General features: G+C 73.8%; 14 protein-coding genes. 6 read left to right on the forward strand and 8 right to left on the reverse strand.

All coding sequences use genetic code 11. The annotated features are described in order from the left end of the window. Positions 1–35 precede the first annotated feature (35 nt). Positions 36–980, forward strand: a complete 945-nt coding sequence (locus Actkin_RS14185) for a CE1 family esterase (RefSeq protein ID WP_258907540.1) — start codon at positions 36–38, stop codon at positions 978–980. Positions 981–1300: 320 nt separating this feature from the next. Continuing rightward, entirely contained in the window at positions 1301–2323 is a 1023-nt protein-coding gene (locus tag Actkin_RS14190) for a class 1 isoprenoid biosynthesis enzyme (protein WP_258907541.1), read from the forward strand. On the opposite strand, the gene Actkin_RS14195 is transcribed toward Actkin_RS14190, so the two are convergent. Continuing rightward, positions 2214–4184 carry an NACHT domain-containing protein gene (locus Actkin_RS14195; RefSeq protein WP_258907542.1) on the reverse strand — a complete coding sequence of 657 codons (1971 nt, stop codon included), beginning with the start codon at positions 4182–4184 and terminating at the stop codon, positions 2214–2216. The genes Actkin_RS14190 and Actkin_RS14195 overlap by 110 nt on opposite strands. Positions 4185–4226: 42 nt before the next feature. Then, a complete protein-coding gene (locus Actkin_RS14200) occupies positions 4227–5111 on the reverse strand; it encodes a phosphorothioated DNA-binding restriction endonuclease (protein ID WP_258907543.1) in 885 nt (294 codons plus the stop codon). Positions 5112–5197: 86 nt separating this feature from the next. On the opposite strand from Actkin_RS14200, the gene Actkin_RS14205 reads away from it, so the two are divergent. Genes Actkin_RS14205 through Actkin_RS14215 form a run of 3 tightly spaced genes read left to right on the forward strand, consistent with a single transcriptional unit; the run spans position 5198 to position 7696 of the window. Next, positions 5198–5788, forward strand: coding sequence for a TetR family transcriptional regulator C-terminal domain-containing protein (locus Actkin_RS14205; protein ID WP_189213909.1), 591 nt, complete (start codon positions 5198–5200; stop codon positions 5786–5788). Between the two features lie 27 nt (positions 5789–5815). Next, positions 5816–6697, forward strand: a complete 882-nt coding sequence (locus tag Actkin_RS14210; protein ID WP_258907544.1) for an alpha/beta fold hydrolase — start codon at positions 5816–5818, stop codon at positions 6695–6697. Between the two features lie 54 nt (positions 6698–6751). Then, entirely contained in the window at positions 6752–7696 is a 945-nt protein-coding gene (locus Actkin_RS14215; protein ID WP_258907545.1) for a LysR family transcriptional regulator, read from the forward strand. Here the strand turns inward: Actkin_RS14215 and Actkin_RS14220 are convergent. The 5 genes from Actkin_RS14220 to Actkin_RS14240 all read right to left on the reverse strand — a co-directional run bounded on the left by Actkin_RS14220 (position 7693) and on the right by Actkin_RS14240 (position 13706). Continuing rightward, a complete protein-coding gene (locus Actkin_RS14220; RefSeq protein ID WP_258907546.1) occupies positions 7693–8634 on the reverse strand; it encodes an ABC transporter ATP-binding protein in 942 nt (313 codons plus the stop codon). The two genes, Actkin_RS14215 and Actkin_RS14220, sit on opposite strands and share 4 nt — an antisense overlap. Then, entirely contained in the window at positions 8624–9652 is a 1029-nt protein-coding gene (locus Actkin_RS14225) for an ABC transporter ATP-binding protein (protein WP_189213913.1), read from the reverse strand. Before Actkin_RS14225 ends, Actkin_RS14220 begins: the two co-directional genes overlap by 11 nt. Further along, positions 9649–10632 carry an ABC transporter permease gene (locus Actkin_RS14230; protein WP_258907548.1) on the reverse strand — a complete coding sequence of 328 codons (984 nt, stop codon included), beginning with the start codon at positions 10630–10632 and terminating at the stop codon, positions 9649–9651. Before Actkin_RS14230 ends, Actkin_RS14225 begins: the two co-directional genes overlap by 4 nt. Before the next feature lie 339 nt (positions 10633–10971). Next, positions 10972–12696, reverse strand: coding sequence for an ABC transporter substrate-binding protein (locus Actkin_RS14235; RefSeq protein WP_258907549.1), 1725 nt, complete (start codon positions 12694–12696; stop codon positions 10972–10974). Between the two features lie 23 nt (positions 12697–12719). Continuing rightward, the gene (locus Actkin_RS14240; RefSeq protein ID WP_258907550.1) at positions 12720–13706 is read right to left on the reverse strand and encodes an ABC transporter permease; all 987 of its coding nucleotides are present in this window, start codon (positions 13704–13706) and stop codon (positions 12720–12722) included. Positions 13707–13913: 207 nt separating this feature from the next. Here Actkin_RS14240 and Actkin_RS14245 point away from each other — a divergent pair, with 207 nt between their 5' ends. Further along, positions 13914–15182: an alpha/beta fold hydrolase gene (locus Actkin_RS14245; RefSeq protein ID WP_258907551.1), complete on the forward strand. Its 1269-nt coding sequence runs from the start codon at positions 13914–13916 to the stop codon at positions 15180–15182. Between the two features lie 4 nt (positions 15183–15186). Here the strand turns inward: Actkin_RS14245 and Actkin_RS14250 are convergent, their stop codons facing one another. After that, complete coding sequence (locus Actkin_RS14250) at positions 15187–16536, reverse strand: type II toxin-antitoxin system RelB family anti-toxin (protein ID WP_258907552.1); 1350 nt, start codon at positions 16534–16536, stop codon at positions 15187–15189. Positions 16537–16646: the final 110 nt, after the last annotated feature.

Consider the following 16646-nt stretch of genomic DNA (forward strand, 5'->3'; position numbering starts at 1 on the left):
CCGTCCACGAGGGGTTCGTCCGCCAGACTCGGCTCGTGCTCACGCGCGCTGTCCTCGCGACGCTGGCCGTGCTGGCCGCGTTGGCCGTGCTGGTCGGGGCCGCCCCGGTCCGCTCATCCTCGGCATCGTCCTGCGCCCCGCCCGGCGACCACACCGAGGCGGCGTGGCCGGTGGTGCAGCACAAGCCCGACGGCACGCCCGTCGCCCGCACCTACCGGGCGCACGTCCCGCCCGACCCCGGCGGCGCGCTCGTCCTCGACCTGCACGGGGCGCTGAGCGACAAGGACGAGCAGGACGCCCGCAGCGGCATGCGCGCCAAGGCGGACGCGGAGGGCTTCGTCGTCATCCAGCCGGACTCCGCGCCGCACTGGACCACCTCGCCCGCCGACGAGACCGCCCGCGGCGTCAGCGACATCGAGTTCCTGCGGGCGCTGATCGACATCGCCGTCCGGCGCCTGTGCGTCGACCCGGACGCCGTGCACGCCGTCGGGTTCTCCAGCGGCGGGCTGATGGCCACGCAGCTGGCCTGCGCTGGCGCGCAGGGCCGACTCGGCGGGGTCCGGCTCGCGGGCATCGGCCTGGTGGCCGCCGCACCGCTGCCGGACGCCACCGGCCGCGCCTGCCCGGCGCTGCGCGCGCACCCGGTGCCGATGCGGTTGGTTTTCTCCCACAACGACCACGTGCTCGCCCACTGCTGCGGCGGCGACCTCGCCGCGATGACCGCGGGGGTGCGCATCATGGCCGGGGTGTGGGCCGACGACAACGGCTGCGCGGGCAAGCAGGTGGCGACGGCGACCGGCCACACCGGGTGGGGAGTGCTGGCCGTGCAGGTCCATTACCACTGCTCCCATCCCGGCGAGGTCGTCATCGATCAGCTCGACACCGGAAGCCCCGGCCGCGACGGCCACTTCTGGCCCGGCCCGCCCAGCGGCGCGGCGTTCGACGCGACCCGTGCGTTCTGGTCGTTCTTCACGGGGTGAGGCAGGACCCGCGGCGGGGCCGCGGGTCCTGCGCCGGTCCGCGTCGGTACCCCCAGTGACCGGCGCGTGTTCCCCCGTCAGCTGATGCTCATCCGCCTGCTCCTGTCCGATCGACTGGGTCAAGGATCGCCCGCGGCGCGGGGCCCTGTCGTCGTGCGCTGCGACGATTCCGGTGATCGCCATCGGGGAGGAGCCGGGTCCTCCTCTGGGAGGACCCGGCTCTGTTCCTCAGTAGACGCCGCGCACTGCTCCTGACGGCGGTTCGGTCGGGTCGGCGAGGGCCGATACTGGGCGGGGCGCGGGGACGGAAGGCTGAGGCCGTGGGTGTGCTCCAGGATGTGATCGCCTTGGTCCGGCATGCGCGCTGGGCGGGGGCGGTGCCCGGGGTCCGGCGGCGCGCGGCCCGGTTCGTCGCGGTGTTCGACCGGGTCGCGCTGCCCGTTCTGGCGCGCGGCGGGGCGGAGGACGGGGTGGCCGACGAGGTGGCCGATGTCCTGCGGGCGACGGCGGTGAAGCTGGCGTTCCTCGCCTCGGCGTACGCCGACATGGCGCGGGTCGCGCTGCGGGAGGACCTGGCCGTGCTGGCCGGGGCCGTCACCCGGGTCTACGACGACCTGGTCGACCACTTCGGCGGCCCGGGCGTCGACGAGCGGCTGGCGCTGCGGTTCGCGGGCGGCGGGTTCACCCCGGCCAACGCCATGGAGGCCGTCTTCGCCGGGCTCTACGACGAGATCATCGCCCGGCTCGACCGCCCGCCGGACGACCCGGTGTTCGGCGCGCTCGCCCGGGCGCACGCCTTCCAGGTGCGGTCGCGGGAGCAGACGTCGCCCCACATCGACAGCGCGACCGTCGAGCGGATCACCGACGGCAAGGGCGGCTACGGCATGGTCGTGCTGTTCGACGTGGCCGCCGGTCCGGTCCCGCCGCAGGCGGTGGGGCTCATCCACGAGCTGGGCGGCGCCCTGCAACTCCTCGACGACTACCAGGATGTCGACGCCGACCGCGCCGAGGGCGTGACCACCAGCGCGACGCGGGGCGCTGCCGGGCTCGCCGAGGTCTGCGCCCGGCTGCGGGACCTGGCGCCGCGCCTGCGCGCCTGCTTCGGCGACCACTCGCCCCTGTACGCGGTGGTCTACGCGGCGCTGTGGATGTCGTTCGTCCGCAGGCGTTTCCCCCGGCGGGCGCGGGCGTCCCGGAACCCGCTGGGGATCCTGCTGCGCCGGGTGCTGCCGCTCACCGCCGCCGCGCCAGGCGGTCGCGCAGGAGTTCGTGGCGGAACTGGTACACCGGACCGACCAGGCGCAGCACGCCGACGCGGTGGGCGTCGCGGAGGAACGCCATGAGCCGCCACGGGGTCTTCCCGGTCACCGCCAGCCAGATCCGCGCGGTGTTGAAGCGCGCGGACGCGCTCGTGGCGTAGGTCGCCAGGCCGAGCCCGCCCGCCCCGCACAGCAGGCCGACCGCCCCGCCGAGCAGGCCGAGCTGGACCGGGTCGGAGATCGGCACGACGAGGTCGTGCGCGGGCAGGCCGATCACGCCTGCGAAGAACGCGCCCACCAGCATCCCCAGGCCCGAGCCCAACGCCGCGGCGATCAGCACCGCGCGGCGGTCGTCACGCAGCACCGAGTCCGGCGTGACCGCCTCGGTCGGCTCCGTGGGCTCGGTGAAGCGGCGCACCAGCCCGAACGCCGCGCCGAAGACCAGGCCGATGACCACCCCGTACAGCCCGCCGTAGAGAGCGCCGACGGCCACACCGCCCGCGACCGCGCCGACCACGGCGAAGACGAGGTCGCGGCTCACCTCGTCGCGCCTGGGCACCCTCGGCACGAACCGGCGCGGCGGGTCGGCGGGCACCAGGCCGAGGCAGAGACCGCTGACCAGGCCCACCGCGGCGCCGAGCAGCAGGCCGAGCACCGGCCTGCCGAACAGGCCCAGCAGCAGCCAGCCCAGCAGCGCCGACAGCGTCCCGCCGATCAGCACGCCGCGCGCGACGAACACCCAGGCTGGCACCTTGCGCCACAGCTGCCACCAGGCCACCTCGCGGCACTGGTCGGCCAGGAAGCCCAGCCAGCGCTCGGCCCGCCTCGGCGGCCACCGGCCCGGCCGGTGCTCGGAGCTGTCGAGCGGGGACGGCCGCCGGGTGGTGAAGGCCCGGGTCGTGAACTCGTCGAGCAGCTTCGCCGCGACGGCCCCGGCGTCCGGGAGGCCCAGCAGCTCGCGCACATCCCGCTTCGGGTCGCTGTAGACCGAGTGCGCGAGCGACAGCATCAGCGGCGTGCGCAGCACCTGCCCGAGCGGGCCGTCCGGACGGTCGGTCAGCTCGGCGAGCACCGGCTCCCACCGGTCGATTCCCGCCTGGGGCACGGTGGTGCGCAGGTGGCCGACGATGTCGCGGTCCCGCAGCGGCAGCAGCCGGACCACCTGCGAGTCGCGGATCTGCCCGCCCGCGTTGGCCGAGGCGAACTCGGCCGTGCGGCTGGTGAGCACCAGCGGCCTGCCCGCGCCGAGGTCGCTGTTGATGGCGCGCAGGGCGGCCGTGCGCTGGTCGTCGGGCAGCTCGTCGAGCCCGTCGAGGACGAGCAGAACCCGATCCCTGGCCAGGATCTCCCGAGCGGCCGTCGGGCCGTAGCGGGAACGGCTGCCCAAGGAGGGGTACGTCTCCAGCAGCCAGGTCAGCAGCCACGCCTCGAAGTTCTCGTCCGGGTTCCACGCCGAGACCGGCACCAGCAGCGGCACCCGGTCCGCGTCCGGCCTGCGCAGCATCTCCAGCGTCAGCAGCACGCACAGCCCGGTCTTGCCCGATCCGGGCGGTCCGACCACCACCAGCCGCCGGGGCGCGTCGGCGTACGCGGCGACGAGTTCGTCGCAGTCCACCTCGTCGCCCGGTCCGCCGTGCAGGGGCGCGCAGCGCACGTCGAGCCGGTTCGGCTCGTCGAGCATCCGCCTGCGGCCCTCGGGCACCCACTGCTTGACCAGCTCGCGGGCGAGCGCGTCGACCGCGGCGTCCACCTGCTCGGGCGTGCTCGCGCCCGGCTTCGGCTTCCACCGGCCCGCCATCAGGAACTGGGTCACCGCAGCGGCTCCGGTGAGGATCGTCAGCGCGGTGGCGACCGCGTTGGCGTCGTGCCGGGACCAGATGAGGATCAGCCCCAGGACGAGCAGCCCCCACAACGCCAGTTGGACGAGCGCTCCGCGACGAGACACAGGGAGCAGTCAACCGCACAAGGTCACGTGCGCCAAAGGGCGTCAGGCGACCCGCCACGCGGGGCCGCGGAAGACCGCATGGACGTGCCATTCGCGATGTTCCCTCGCCACCGGCGGCTCGCCCGCGCGCGGACCGCGCAGTGGCGCGCCCGCCAGCCCGACCACGGCGGCCGGGGACCGGCTCTCGAAGTCCGACGACACGGTGACGGTGTCCTCGTCGACGGCGATGCCGAGGACGCCGCCGTCGAACAGCCGGTGGTGCAGCGCGCACAGCGCCATGCCGTTGTCCGTGGCGTCCGGCCCCTCGATCGCCCACCAGCGCACGTGCGCGGCGTCCACGCCGATGCTCTGGCCCTTGAGGTAGCCGTCGTACCCGCACATGGCGCAGCGGTAGTCGTACGCGTCGAGGACCGCCTCGCGGAAGGCGGGGTCCCTGCGGCGGTCGGTCGCGGTGATGATGTCGATGACCTCAAGGCCCAGGCCGGTGCGCGCGATGAGGTCCGCGTGCAGCGACGGCGCGAAGTTCGCGTCCAGCAGGTGCCGCACGACGGAGGCCAGCAGCACCGGGTCGGTGGCCAGGGCGCGCTCGAACTCCGGCTCGAGGCGGCCGATGGCGCCTGCGGCGCGGAGCGCGCCTGGGCGGGCGTCCAGCGCGGTGCCGTTGCCCTCGGCGTCGGTGATCACCCACAGGCCGTCGTTCGCGAGATAGCGGAACGGGTAGGCCGCCTCGGTCTGCCGGGGCGGTCCGAAGTCGCGCAGCAGCGGGTCGAGCAGCTTCTCGACCTCGGTGAACGCGATGGGACCGAGGTGGCCGCGCCGGACCCTGCCGAGCATGAGCAGCAGGAGCAGGGGCTTGTGGGCCGCGCGCTCGCCCTTGCGCGCCCACTGGCGCACGTTCCGCACCCGGTCCAGCCAGTCCTCCCGCATGCGCACATCCTGGCGTCCGCGACCCGTGCGGCCAAGAGTCGATCACGGAGCTGGCCCAAACCGAACGATCGTGCTAGAAAGGAGCGGTGAGCAAGGGCGAGGCCACCAGGCAGGCCGTGCTGGACCAGGCGGCGGCGACCGCCAGCCGCATCGGTCTCGCGGGCCTGACCATCGGCACGCTCGCGAGCAGCACCGGCATGTCCAAGAGCGGGCTGTTCGCCCACTTCCAGTCCAAGGAGTCCCTGCAGTCGCAGGTGCTCGCGCACGCCAGGGAGAAGTTCGTCGACCAGGTCGTGCGGCCCGCGCTGGCCGCGCCGCGGGGCGAGACCCGGGTGCGCGCGCTGTTCGAGCACTGGCTCGCTCTCAGCCGCGACGGCGGCTCGGCCTGCCTGTTCGTCTCCGCCTCCGCCGAGTACGACGACCAGCCCGGCCCGATCCGCGACCAGCTCGTGCGCGACCACCTCGACTTCTCCGACTCCGTGGCGCAGATGTTCCGCACGGGGATCAGCGAGGGCCAGTTCCGCGCCGACGCCGACCCCGACCAGTTCGCCCACGACCTGCACGGCGTGATGCTGGCGTTCTTCCACGCCTACCGCCTGCTGAACGACGACACGGCCGAGACGATGGCCCGCCGCGCGTTCGACGCCCTCCTCGCCGCTGTGCGAGTCCCCGAGTAAATCCCGTGTCACGGAAGGACCGGCACCATGTCTCTGGTTAGGAAAAGCACGATCGTTCGTGCTAAGTTCACCGCACTGAAGGCGACGTTCCGAGTGCTGGAGCGGGCCGCGCCGAACGTGGGCGGTGCGCTCGCCTTACGGCTGTGGTGCACTCCCCGCCACGCGCGACCCGCGGCGGCGGGCACACCGGGAACCCGCCGCCGGATCACCGTCCACGGCGGCGAGGTGCTCACCGAGACCTGGGGCGAGGGCCCGACCGTGTACCTGGCGCACGGCTGGGGCGGGCACCGCGGCCAGCTCGCCGGACTGGTGGACCCGTTGGTGGCGGCCGGATACCGGGTCGTCGCCTTCGACGCGCTCAGCCACGGCGAGTCCGGCCCGGGCGCGCTCGGCCCGGACCGCTCGACGCTGCCGGAGTTCGCCGCCGCGCTCACCGCCGTGGTCGCCGAGTCCGGCCCCGCGCACGGCATCGTCGCGCACTCGATGGGCGGCACGGCCGCCGCGCTCGCCGTCCTCGACGGCGTGCGGGCGAGCAGGCTGGCCCTCGTCGCCCCGGTGGCCGAGCCGATCGGGCAGACCGCCGAGTTCGCCAAGGCCCTCGGCTTCGGCGAGCGCGTCCACGCCGCGATGCTGCGCCGCCTGCGCAGGCTGGCGGGCCGCCCGCTGACCGACTTCGACATCCCCGCCCGGGCCGCGGGCCGCGCCGACCTGCCCCCGCTGCTGGTGGTGCACGACGTCAAGGACCGGGAGGTCGCCCACGCCAACGGCGCCGCCATCGCCGAGAGCTGGCCGGGCGCGCGGCTGGTCACCACCGAAGGGCTCGGCCACCGCCGCGTCCTCGCCGACCAGGACGTGCTGCGCGCGGTGATCGGGTTCGTCACCGCGCACGAGCCCGCCGCGGCGCGCTGAACGGCAGCGTTCGGCGGATTACGCCGGGGCGCGCGGAGGTCTAGCCTCTGGCGGATGGGGCTTGAGCTGCGGCACCTCCGCTCGGTGTGCGCCATCGCGGACGCGGGCAGCGTGACCAGGGCAGCGACCGTCCTGGGGGTGTCGCAGCAGGTGCTGACCGCGCGGCTGCAGCGGGTGGAGCGCGAACTGGGCGGCAGGCTGTTCGAGCGGGACCGCGACGGCGTCACCCCGACGCCGCTCGGGGAGTTCCTGCTGACCCGGGCGCGCGGCGTGCTGCTGGGCATGGAGGAACTGCGCCGCAGCACCGGGCGGCACGTCTGCGCCGAACGCCCGCTGGTGACGCTGGGCGGGGTGGCCTGCGCGGTGTCGGTAGGGCTGGCCGACCGGGTCAGCGACCTGCTCCCCGGCGTCGAGGTGCGGCTGCGCGCGGAGTACTCGCCACGCGCGCTGTGGGACCTGCTGCTCGCCGACCGCATCGACGCCGCGGCCGTGGTGGACTACCCCGGGTTCCCGTTGAACACCCCGTCCACGGTGGTCTCCGACGTGATCGCCGTGGAGCCGGTGTTCGTCGCCATGTCGGACCGGCACCCGCTGGCCGGGCGCGACGAGGTGGCGCTCGCTGAGCTGGCGGGCGAGCGGTGGGCGCTGACGCCGCAGGACGGCGCGGGCTGGCCCGACTGCTTCTACGTCGCCTGCCACCAGGCCGGGTTCACACCCCGCGTGCTGTACTCGGTCTCCGACGCCGTGCCGCAGCGCGACATCGTGGCCACCCGGCGGGCGGTGAGCCCGTGCCAGGCGGTGTTCCCGACCGGCGACGGCGTGGTCGTCAAGCCGCTGGCCGGGAACCCGCTCCACATGCGACACCTGCTGGTGTGCCGGGGGGAAAGCCTGCTGGCGGACAGCTTCGACGACCTGCTGCGGCTGGCGCGGGAGGCCTACCACGCTTATGCGGGTCGTCGTCCGCACTACCAGTCGTGGTTGAGCCAGTCGTCACGCTAGGCGTGGTGGCAGGCGGCCACGTGCTCGTCGGTCCCGCTCAGCGCGGGTTCCTCGGCAGCGCACAGGTCGTCGGCCTTCCAGCAGCGGGTGCGGAAACGGCACCCGCTGGGCGGGTCGACCGGGCTGGGCACGTCCCCCGTGAGCCGGATGCGGGGCCGGGGGGTGCCCGTGCGGACCACGGACAGGTCGGGCGCGGCGGACAGCAGCGCCTGGGTGTAGGGGTGGCGCGGCCGGGTGTAGATCTCCTGGGCCGTGCCGGTCTCGACCACCTTGCCGAGGTACATGACCGTCACGCGGTCGCAGAAGTACCGCACCACGCCGAGGTCGTGGGCGACGAACAGGACCGCGATGCCGAACTCGCGGCGCAGGTCCTGCAGCAGGTTCATGATCTGCGCCTGGATCGACACGTCGAGCGCGCTGACCGGCTCGTCGGCCACGATCAGCCGGGGCCGGGTCGCCAGGGCGCGGGCGATGCCGACGCGCTGGCGCTGCCCGCCGGAGAACTCGTGCGGGTAGCGGTCGACGTGGTCGGCGTCGAGGCCGACGACCTCCAGCAGCTCCCCGACCCGCGTGCGGGTCTCCCGCTCGCCCGAGCGCGCGACGGCCGCGCCGATGATGGCGCCCACGGTGTGGCGGGGGTTGAGCGAGAGGTACGGGTCCTGGAAGACCATCTGGATGTCGCCGCGGAAGGGCCGCAGCCGCCGTTCGGCCAGCCGGGCGATATCGGTGCCGCGGTAGTGGATCCGGCCGCTGGTGGGCGCGAGCAGCCGGGTGACGAGTCTGCCCAGAGTGGACTTGCCGCAGCCGGACTCGCCGACCAGGCCCAGCGTCTGGCCCTCGGCCAGCTCCAGGCTCACCCCGTCCACCGCGCGCACCCGCTCTCGCCGGGGACCGAAGTGCTTGACGACGTCCTCCACCCGGAGGAGTTCATCGGACATGCTGGTCTCCCGTGCCGAGCAGGGGCAGGACCTCGGCGCGGAACACCTGGTCCGGCCGGGGGAGGTGGCACCGCGACAGCCGGTCCCCGTCGCCGGTCAACTCGGGCATGCGGTCGCGGCACGCGGTGTCGCCCACCCGCTCGGGGTAGCGGCAGCGGGGGTGGAAGGCGCATCCGGTCGGCGGGGTGCGCGGGTTGGGCGGGCTGCCGGGGATCGGGCGCAGGCGGGCGGGCTTCTCGGCGACGACCGGGATGCTCTCCAGCAGGCCCCAGGTGTAGGGGTGGGCGGGGGCGCCGAGGACCGTCCTGGTCGGTCCCCGCTCAACGCACCGGCCCGCGTACATCACCAGCACGTCGTCGGCGATCTCGGCGACCACGCCGAGGTCGTGGGTGATGACCACGACCGCGGAGCCGAACTCGCGACGCAGGTCGGCGATGAGGTCGAGGATCTGCGCCTGCACGGTCACGTCCAGCGCGGTGGTCGGCTCGTCGGCGATGAGCAGCTTGGGGTCGTTGACCAGGGCCATCGCGATCATGACGCGTTGGCGCATCCCGCCGGAGAACTGGTGCGGGTAGTCGTCTAGGCGTCGTCGCGCCGCGGGGATGCCGACCCGGCCGAGCACGTCGGCGGCGTGCGCGCGGGCCGCCCTGCGGGAGACGGCGTTGTGCGCCCGGTAGGCCTCGGCGATCTGCGCGCCGACGGTGAAGTACGGGTGCAGGGCGGACTGCGGGTCCTGGAACACCATCGCCGCCCGGCTGCCGCGCAGCGCGCGCAGTTCGGCGGGCGCCATGCCGACGACCTCGGCGCCGCCGACGGTGACGGACCCGGTGATCCGGGTGGTGGCGGGGTCGTGCAGGCCCATGACGGCCAGCGCCGCGGCGGACTTCCCCGAGCCGGACTCGCCGACGATGGCGAGCGTGCGGCCGAGCGGCACGGCGTAGCTCAGGTCGGACACCGCGCGCACGTCCCCGAAGGCGACGGTGAGGTCGCGGACGGCGAGGTAGGGGGTCGTGGTCATGTCAGGCGCACCCTCGGGTCGAGCACGGTGTAGGCGATGTCGACGACCAGGTTCATCACGACGAGGATGGTCGCGCCGACCAGCACGGCGCCCATCAGCACGGGCAGGTCGAAGACCGCGAACGCGCGCAGGGTGAGCACGCCGAGGCCGGGCAGCCCGAAGATCGCCTCGGTGAACAGCGCGCCGGTCAGCTGGAAGGCCACGTCCATGCCGAACAGCGTGGCCACCGGGGTGATCGCCGCCCGCAGCCCGTGCCGGTAGACGACCCGCCGCTCGGTGAGCCCCTTGGCGCGCGCGGTGCGGATGTAGTCCTCGCCGAGGGACTCGATCATCGCCGCCCTCGCGTGCCGGGTGTAGGCGGCCGCGCTGACCACGCCTAGGGTCAACCAGGGCGCCAGCAACCCGGCCGCCCACCCGAGCGGGTCCTCGGAGATCGGGATGTGCTCGGCCTGGGGCAGGACGGTGCCTGCGAGGTAGAGCGCGGAGATGAGCGCGACGACGAAGAACGGCACCGAGCCCAACCCCAACGCCGCGGCCACGGCAGCGCGGTCGGCGACCCGCCCCCGCCTGCGCGCCGCGAACGCCCCGGTGAGCACCCCGACCGTGAGTGACACCGTCGCCGCACCGGCCACAATGGACACGGTAACGGGGAGCGCGTCGGCGATGAGCGCGGTCACCGGCTGGTTGAGCTGGTAGGAGAAACCGAGGCAAGGGGCCGAACAGTCGACGACGACCCCGCCCGCCTCATACGTGCGTCCCACCAGCACACCGGTCAGATAGGCCCCGAACTGGCTGAGAAACGGCTCATCGAGCCCCAGACTGGCCCGGATATGCGCTATCCGCTCCGCGGAACAGTTGTTGCCGCAGATGGCGCCAGCGGCGTCGGTGGGCGCGAGGAAGAACAGCCCGAACCCGGCGAACATCGTCGCCACGACCACCGAGACGGCCGACGCCAGCCGCCGCAGCACGTAGAGCAGCATGCGATTCCTTCCACGAGCCGGTCCGGCGGCAGGGGAGACCGCCGGACCGGTCTGCGCCGGGCCCGGTCACCGCGGTGGACACCACCAGGGGGCGCGTTCACCGCGGGGTCGGCTTGGTCGAACGGGTGCACTCCGTCGGGATGTGGACTGGTCGGGAGCCTCTGCTCATCGCCAGTCGACCCGCATGACGCTGGCCAGGGCCACCACACGGGGTCGCGCTCAGTCGGCGCCGGTCGGTCGGGTCATCCGCGTGCGGGTCGTGCTGTCCCGGCCCGAGTCCCTCGCCGCCGGTACCCCGACCGTGGCCCGTGATCGGCCAGCCTGGGTCCATCGCTCCCACTACGCGCTCTTGACGTAGAGGTTGGTGTAGGTGGGCTGGCCGAGGGAGCTGTCGGCGGCCGCGCCGCCGACGGCGGTGCCCACGATGAAGGCCGTCTTCATGTAGAAGCGGGGGATCACCAGGTACATCTCCATCAGCTTGCGGTCCAGCTCGCCCCACTTGGCGGTCGCCTCGGCGGCGGGGAGGGCGGCGATGGACTCGATCTCGGCGTCGATGGCGGGGTCGGTGAGCATGCCCAGGCTCTGCCGGTTCGCCAGGGCCTCGGAGGTGAACAGGACCGGGAACCAGCCGCCGCCGGTCGGCCAGTCGGAGCACCAGCCCTGGGGGCTCTGGCCCATGTTCACCGGGGCGTCGTAGTCCGACGTCTTCGCGCGGACCTCGGCGGTGGTGATGCCGATCGGCTTGACGGTGAAGCCCGCGGCGGTGAAGGCGTCGGCGCGGATCTGGGAGGTCTGTTGGGCCTGGGCGGAGGTGTTGTCGTAGTACCAGCTCAGCTCGAAGCCGAGTCTGCCCGCGTCCTCCAGCATCTTCCTGGCCGCCGCGGGGTCGCCGGGGCCTTCGCTGGTGAGGTCGGGGACCGGCGGGTACTGGGTGTACCCGGGCACGCTCGGGGACAGGATCGTGGTGGCCTTCTGGGCGATGTGCCCGTTGAGGCCTTCCGCGCGCCACATCTGGTCGGCGGGCCACGCCTTGGCGACGGCCTTGCGCACCTCGAGCGGGATCTTGCGGGAGTCCAGCTGGAACGTGCGCGTGCACGGGCTGGCCCCGGTGACCAGCTGCGCCGCCTTGTCCCCGGCGAGCTGGGGGAGCAGGGAGGCGTCGACCTGGGCGTAGTTGAGCGCCGCGGCGTCGGGGCCGGTGGAGTTGAGCACCTGCTGCTGGGTCTTCACGTCGTCCTGGCCCCAGCGGAAGTCCCAGCCGTCGACGTACTGGTGGCGGGCCGGGTCGGTGGCCGGGTCCCAGTGCGGGTTGCGCGTGAGCGTCAGCCTGCTGCCCGGGGTGTACGCGTCGAACTGGTACGGCCCGGTCGCCATCGGGTCGTTGCCGTAGGTCTCCTTGGTGTCCTTCGCCTTCGGGATCGGCGTGAACAACGGGAAGGCCATGAAGAACGGCAGGTCCGCGAACGGCTTGGCCAGGTGGATGACCAGGGTGTGCGCGTCCGGCGTCTCCACCCCGGAGTAGTCGTCCCCGGAGGCGTAGGGCCCCTTGTAGGTGTCACCGTCGCGGAAGTAGGACAGCTGGTACGACGGTCCATACGGGAACACGTCGTGGGCGAAGGACCGCTTGATCGCGTAGGCGAGGTCTTCGACCTTTACCTCGCTCCCGTCGGCGTACTTGATCCCGGGCCGCATCCTGAACGTCCACGTCAGCTTGTCGTCCGACACCGTGCCCAGGTCGGTGAGGTCGGGCACCAGCACCGGGTTCCCGTCGCGCATCATGACCTGCGTCGGGGTGCGGAAGATCAGCTTGGCCATGGCGTTGGCGTCGGCGTAGTAGATGTTCGTCGGGTCGAACGTGTTGGGCGTCGTCCGCGCGTAGACGGTGATGACGCCGCCCCGGCGCGCGCCCGGGACCTCCGGCGCGGGGCCGGTGGCCGCCGGGTCGATCGCCGTGCGGTCCTGGGCGATCCCGCCCGCCGGGCCCGGGTCCTGGCTCTGCCGCCCGCTTCCGCCGCAGCCCGCGGCGGCCAGGCACACGGCCAACGCGGCGGCGAGGGTGCGCATTCTCTTCACGGTGCTGCTCCAGATCATCGGGGGCGGGTCTTGGGGTCGAACGCGTCCCGCACGGCGTCGCCGAGCAGGCTCAGGGCCAGCACCAGCACCGTGATGCCCAGCACGGGCAGCCACAGGTACAGCGGTTCGGCGCGGTAGTAGGTCTGGGCGGCGGCGATGGTCCCGCCCCACGACGGCGTCGGCTCGGTCAGGCCGACCCCGAGGAAGGTCAGGCCCGCCTCGACGACGATGTAGCCGGGCAGGGCCTGCGACGCGGCCACGGTGATCGGCGCGACCAGGTTGGGCAGCAGCTCGCGGAACAGGATCGCCCGCCGGGGCAGGCCGAGGACGCGGGCGGCGCTGATGAAGTCCCGCTCGCGCAGCGACAGCACCTGCCCGCGGATGAGCCGGGCCAGGCTCGCCCACCCGAACACCGTCAGCACCGCGATCAGCGACCAGAACCGGACCCCGCTGACCTGGTCGGGATTGGTGTTCTCGGCCGAGCCGTAGACCACCGAGATCACCACGGCGGGCAGCGCGATGGCGACGAGCAGGTACGGCAGGCTGAGCACGAAGTCGATCACCCAGGAGAGCACCCGGTCCACCCACCCGCCGAAGAACCCGGCGACCAGGCCGACGACCACCCCGATCACGGTGGTCAGCACCGTCACGATCCCGGCGACGAGCAGCGACGGACGCGCCCCGTACACCCAGCGCGCGAACAGGTCGCGCCCCAGCCGCGGCTCGACGCCGAACCAGTGCTCCGCCGTGGGGCCGTCGAACGGGAACCCGTAGTCGTCGAGGAGTTCGAAGTGGAGCGTGTACGGGTCCTGCCCGGCCAGCCGCGCGAGCAGCGGCGCGAAGACGGCGACCGCGACGAAGAACCCGAACACGGCCAGGCACGTCATCGCCACCCGGTCCCGCCGCAGCCGCGCGAGCGCGATCCGCGACGGCGAGCGGTTCGGCGCGCTCGCGGCCACCGCGGCGGTGGCGTCGAGCGGGCGCGAGCCAGGACCGGACATCGGGGCGCCTCCAGGGATGCGGTGGGAGTCGCGCCATCCTGTGGCCGCGGCCGCGGCGAACACCAGCCCCCCGGCCGCGCGCGGTTCCGCGTCTTCGCAGGTAGGCGTACTTCGATAATCGGGGAGCTATGGAAGGTGTGATGCCGGGACCGGCCGCGCGGGGGCAATAGTCGGACCACCGCCAACGTCGACCGGGGGTTCCCAGCCATGCCCTTGACCTACCGCCGCCCCGACCAGGTGTGCGTCGAGCACACCTTCACGGCGCCGCTGGACCACGCCGACCCGGCCGGTCCGGCCATCGAGGTGTTCGCCACCGAGGTCGTGCGCAGCGGCAACGTCGGCAGGGACCTGCCGACCCTGCTGTACCTGCAGGGCGGGCCCGGCCACGCCGCCGACCGGCCGTCGTCCGGGGCGGCGTGGCTCGGCAGGGCGCTGCGCGACTACCGGGTGGTCCTGCTCGACCAGCGGGGCACCGGCCGCAGCACCCCCGCGACGAGGCAGTCCCTTGAGCGGTTCACCAGCAAGGAACAGGCCGCCTACCTGCGCCACTTCCGCGCCGACTCCATCGTCCGCGACGCCGAGCTCGTGCGGCGCCAGCTGATCGGCGACCGCCCGTGGAGCCTGCTCGGGCAGAGCTTCGGCGGCTTCTGCGCGCTGACCTACCTGTCGCTGGCCCCGGACGGCCTGGCCGAGGTGATGATCGCGGGCGGCCTGCCCGGCCTGACCACCGGCCCGGACGAGGTGTACCGCGCGGCGTATCCGCGCGCGCTGGCGCACAACGAGCGGTTCTTCGCCCGGTACCCCGGCGACCGCGACATCGCCAGGGCGGTCGCCAAGCACCTCGCCGACACCGACACCCGCATGCCGACGGGGGAGCGGCTGACCCCGGAGCGGTTCCGCATGCTCGGCCTGTGCCTGGGCATGGCGGGCAGCTTCGACCTGGTGCACCACCTGCTGTCCCAGGCGTTCATCCCCGCGGGCGCGGGCCCTGCCCTGTCCGACGCGTTCCTGCGCGGCGTCGACGGCGCGCTGTCCATGGCCGAACGCCCGCTGTACGCGCTGCTGCACGAGTCGATCTACTGCCAGGACGGCGCGTCCGGGTGGTCGGCGCACCGGGTGGGGCAGGAGTTCCCCGAGTTCGGCGCGGACGTGCTGTTCACCGCGGAGATGTTCTACCCGTGGCTGTTCGAGCAGGACCCGAGCCTGGCGCCGCTGCGCGACTGCGCGCACCTCCTGGCCGCCACCCCGTGGCCGCCGCTGTACGACCTGGGCAGGCTTTCCGCCAACACGGTGCCCGTCGCGGCCGTGGTGTACTTCGACGACCTGTACGTCGACCGCGGGCAGTCGCTGGCCACCGCCGCGCTGGTCCGCGAGCTGCGCCCCTGGGTCACCAACGAGTTCGGCCACGAGGGGATCGGCAGCAGGCCGGGGGTGTTCGACCGGCTGCGCGCCATGGTCGCGGGCGAGGCGGGCTGAGCGGTCAGGTCCGCAGCCGCTCGTCGAGGTCGCGGACCCGCCGGTGCCCGCCCCAGCGGCGGGTGAGCCGGGCGTGGAAGTCCTGGAACTCGCGGCGCACGGTGATCAGCGGGGCCGAGGGGATCTCGGGGATGATCGGGTCGACGGTGGCCAGCGCGGCGTCGAGCTGGCCCGCGCAGGCGTAGCTGTCGGCGAGGCGGACGGTGAACTGCAGGTACGTGGGGCGCATCCGCGTGGGCAGGTGCTCGATCGCGTCCTGTGTGGACGCGATCGCCTGCCGCGCCGTGGACGTGTCGCCGGTGATGGCCGCGACGGTGCGCAGGGCGCTGGACAGCGCGGACTCGATGCGCATGCGGCCCTCGTCGCCGGTCAGCCAGGGCGCCTCCACGCGGTCGCGGAGGTCGAAGCGGGCGATCGTGGCGCGTGCCCGTTCGATGTGGTGACGGCACTGGGCGAGGTCGCCGCGCTGCCCGTGGCCCAGGGCGCGGTTCACCTCGGCCATGACCGACGGCCAGCGGCCGCCGCCGGAGACGCCGAACAGCGCGTCGGCGTACGCCGACGCGGCGTCGACGTCGTGCTCCAGGCGCGCCACCAGGCCCATGTCGCACAGCACCGAGACCTTGACGGTCCGGCTCCCGGACACCTCCGCCCAGCGCAGCGCCTGGTCGAGCCACGCCATGCCGGTCCCGGTCTGCCCGGCCAGGATCCGCAGCCTGCCCGCGAGGTGGGCGTACTCGGCCGCGGTGCGCAGCAGGACCTGCGCGGTCCGCTCGTCGGCCCGCGCCGCCCAGCCAGCGGCCCGCCTGGCCACGTGCTCGGCGACCCCGCGCTGGGCGGACGGCGAGCCCGACTCGCACTGCCCGGTCAGCGCCACGTACCAGGCGGCGAGCAGGTGGATCGCGTCGACGTCGGGAAGGTCTCGGTCGGCGCCGAACACCACGCGCTGGAGGTCGGCGGCGTCGGCGGGGGCGGGCAGCGCGCACCCGGAGTACCCGTGCACCGGGCAGGCGTAGCCGCGGTGGGGCAGCTTGGCGGGCCAGTCGGCGGGCGACACCGCGCCGACCGACGACGCGGGCGCGTTCTCGTTGGCGGCGAGCACGCCCGCGCCGCCGACCCACTGTCCCAAGCGGAGGGACGTCGTCATCCTGGCCAGCTCGCCGCCGGTGCCCAACACGCGGTCGGCCCGCCGGAGGACGTCGACCAGCGGCTCGCGCGACCCGTTCTCCAGCTTGCTGATCTGGCTGTGGTGGTACCCGAGCCGGTCGCCCAGCTGGGCCTGGGTCAGCCCGGCGCGCCTGCGCCAGTGGCGCAGCGCCAGGCCGATCTGCCGCCACTGCGCCTGTTTGGCGTCCATGGCACCTCCCGAAGCCGTCGTCGGCGACGGACCACAGTAGCCCCGTGGGCGCTGCCGTGACCAGGTGCGGGAAGCGGAGGCCCGGGCCCGCCGCGCGGGCAGGCCCGGGC

The organism is Actinokineospora sp. UTMC 2448 (assembly GCF_024760565.1).
Lineage (GTDB): Bacteria > Actinomycetota > Actinomycetes > Mycobacteriales > Pseudonocardiaceae > Actinokineospora > Actinokineospora fastidiosa.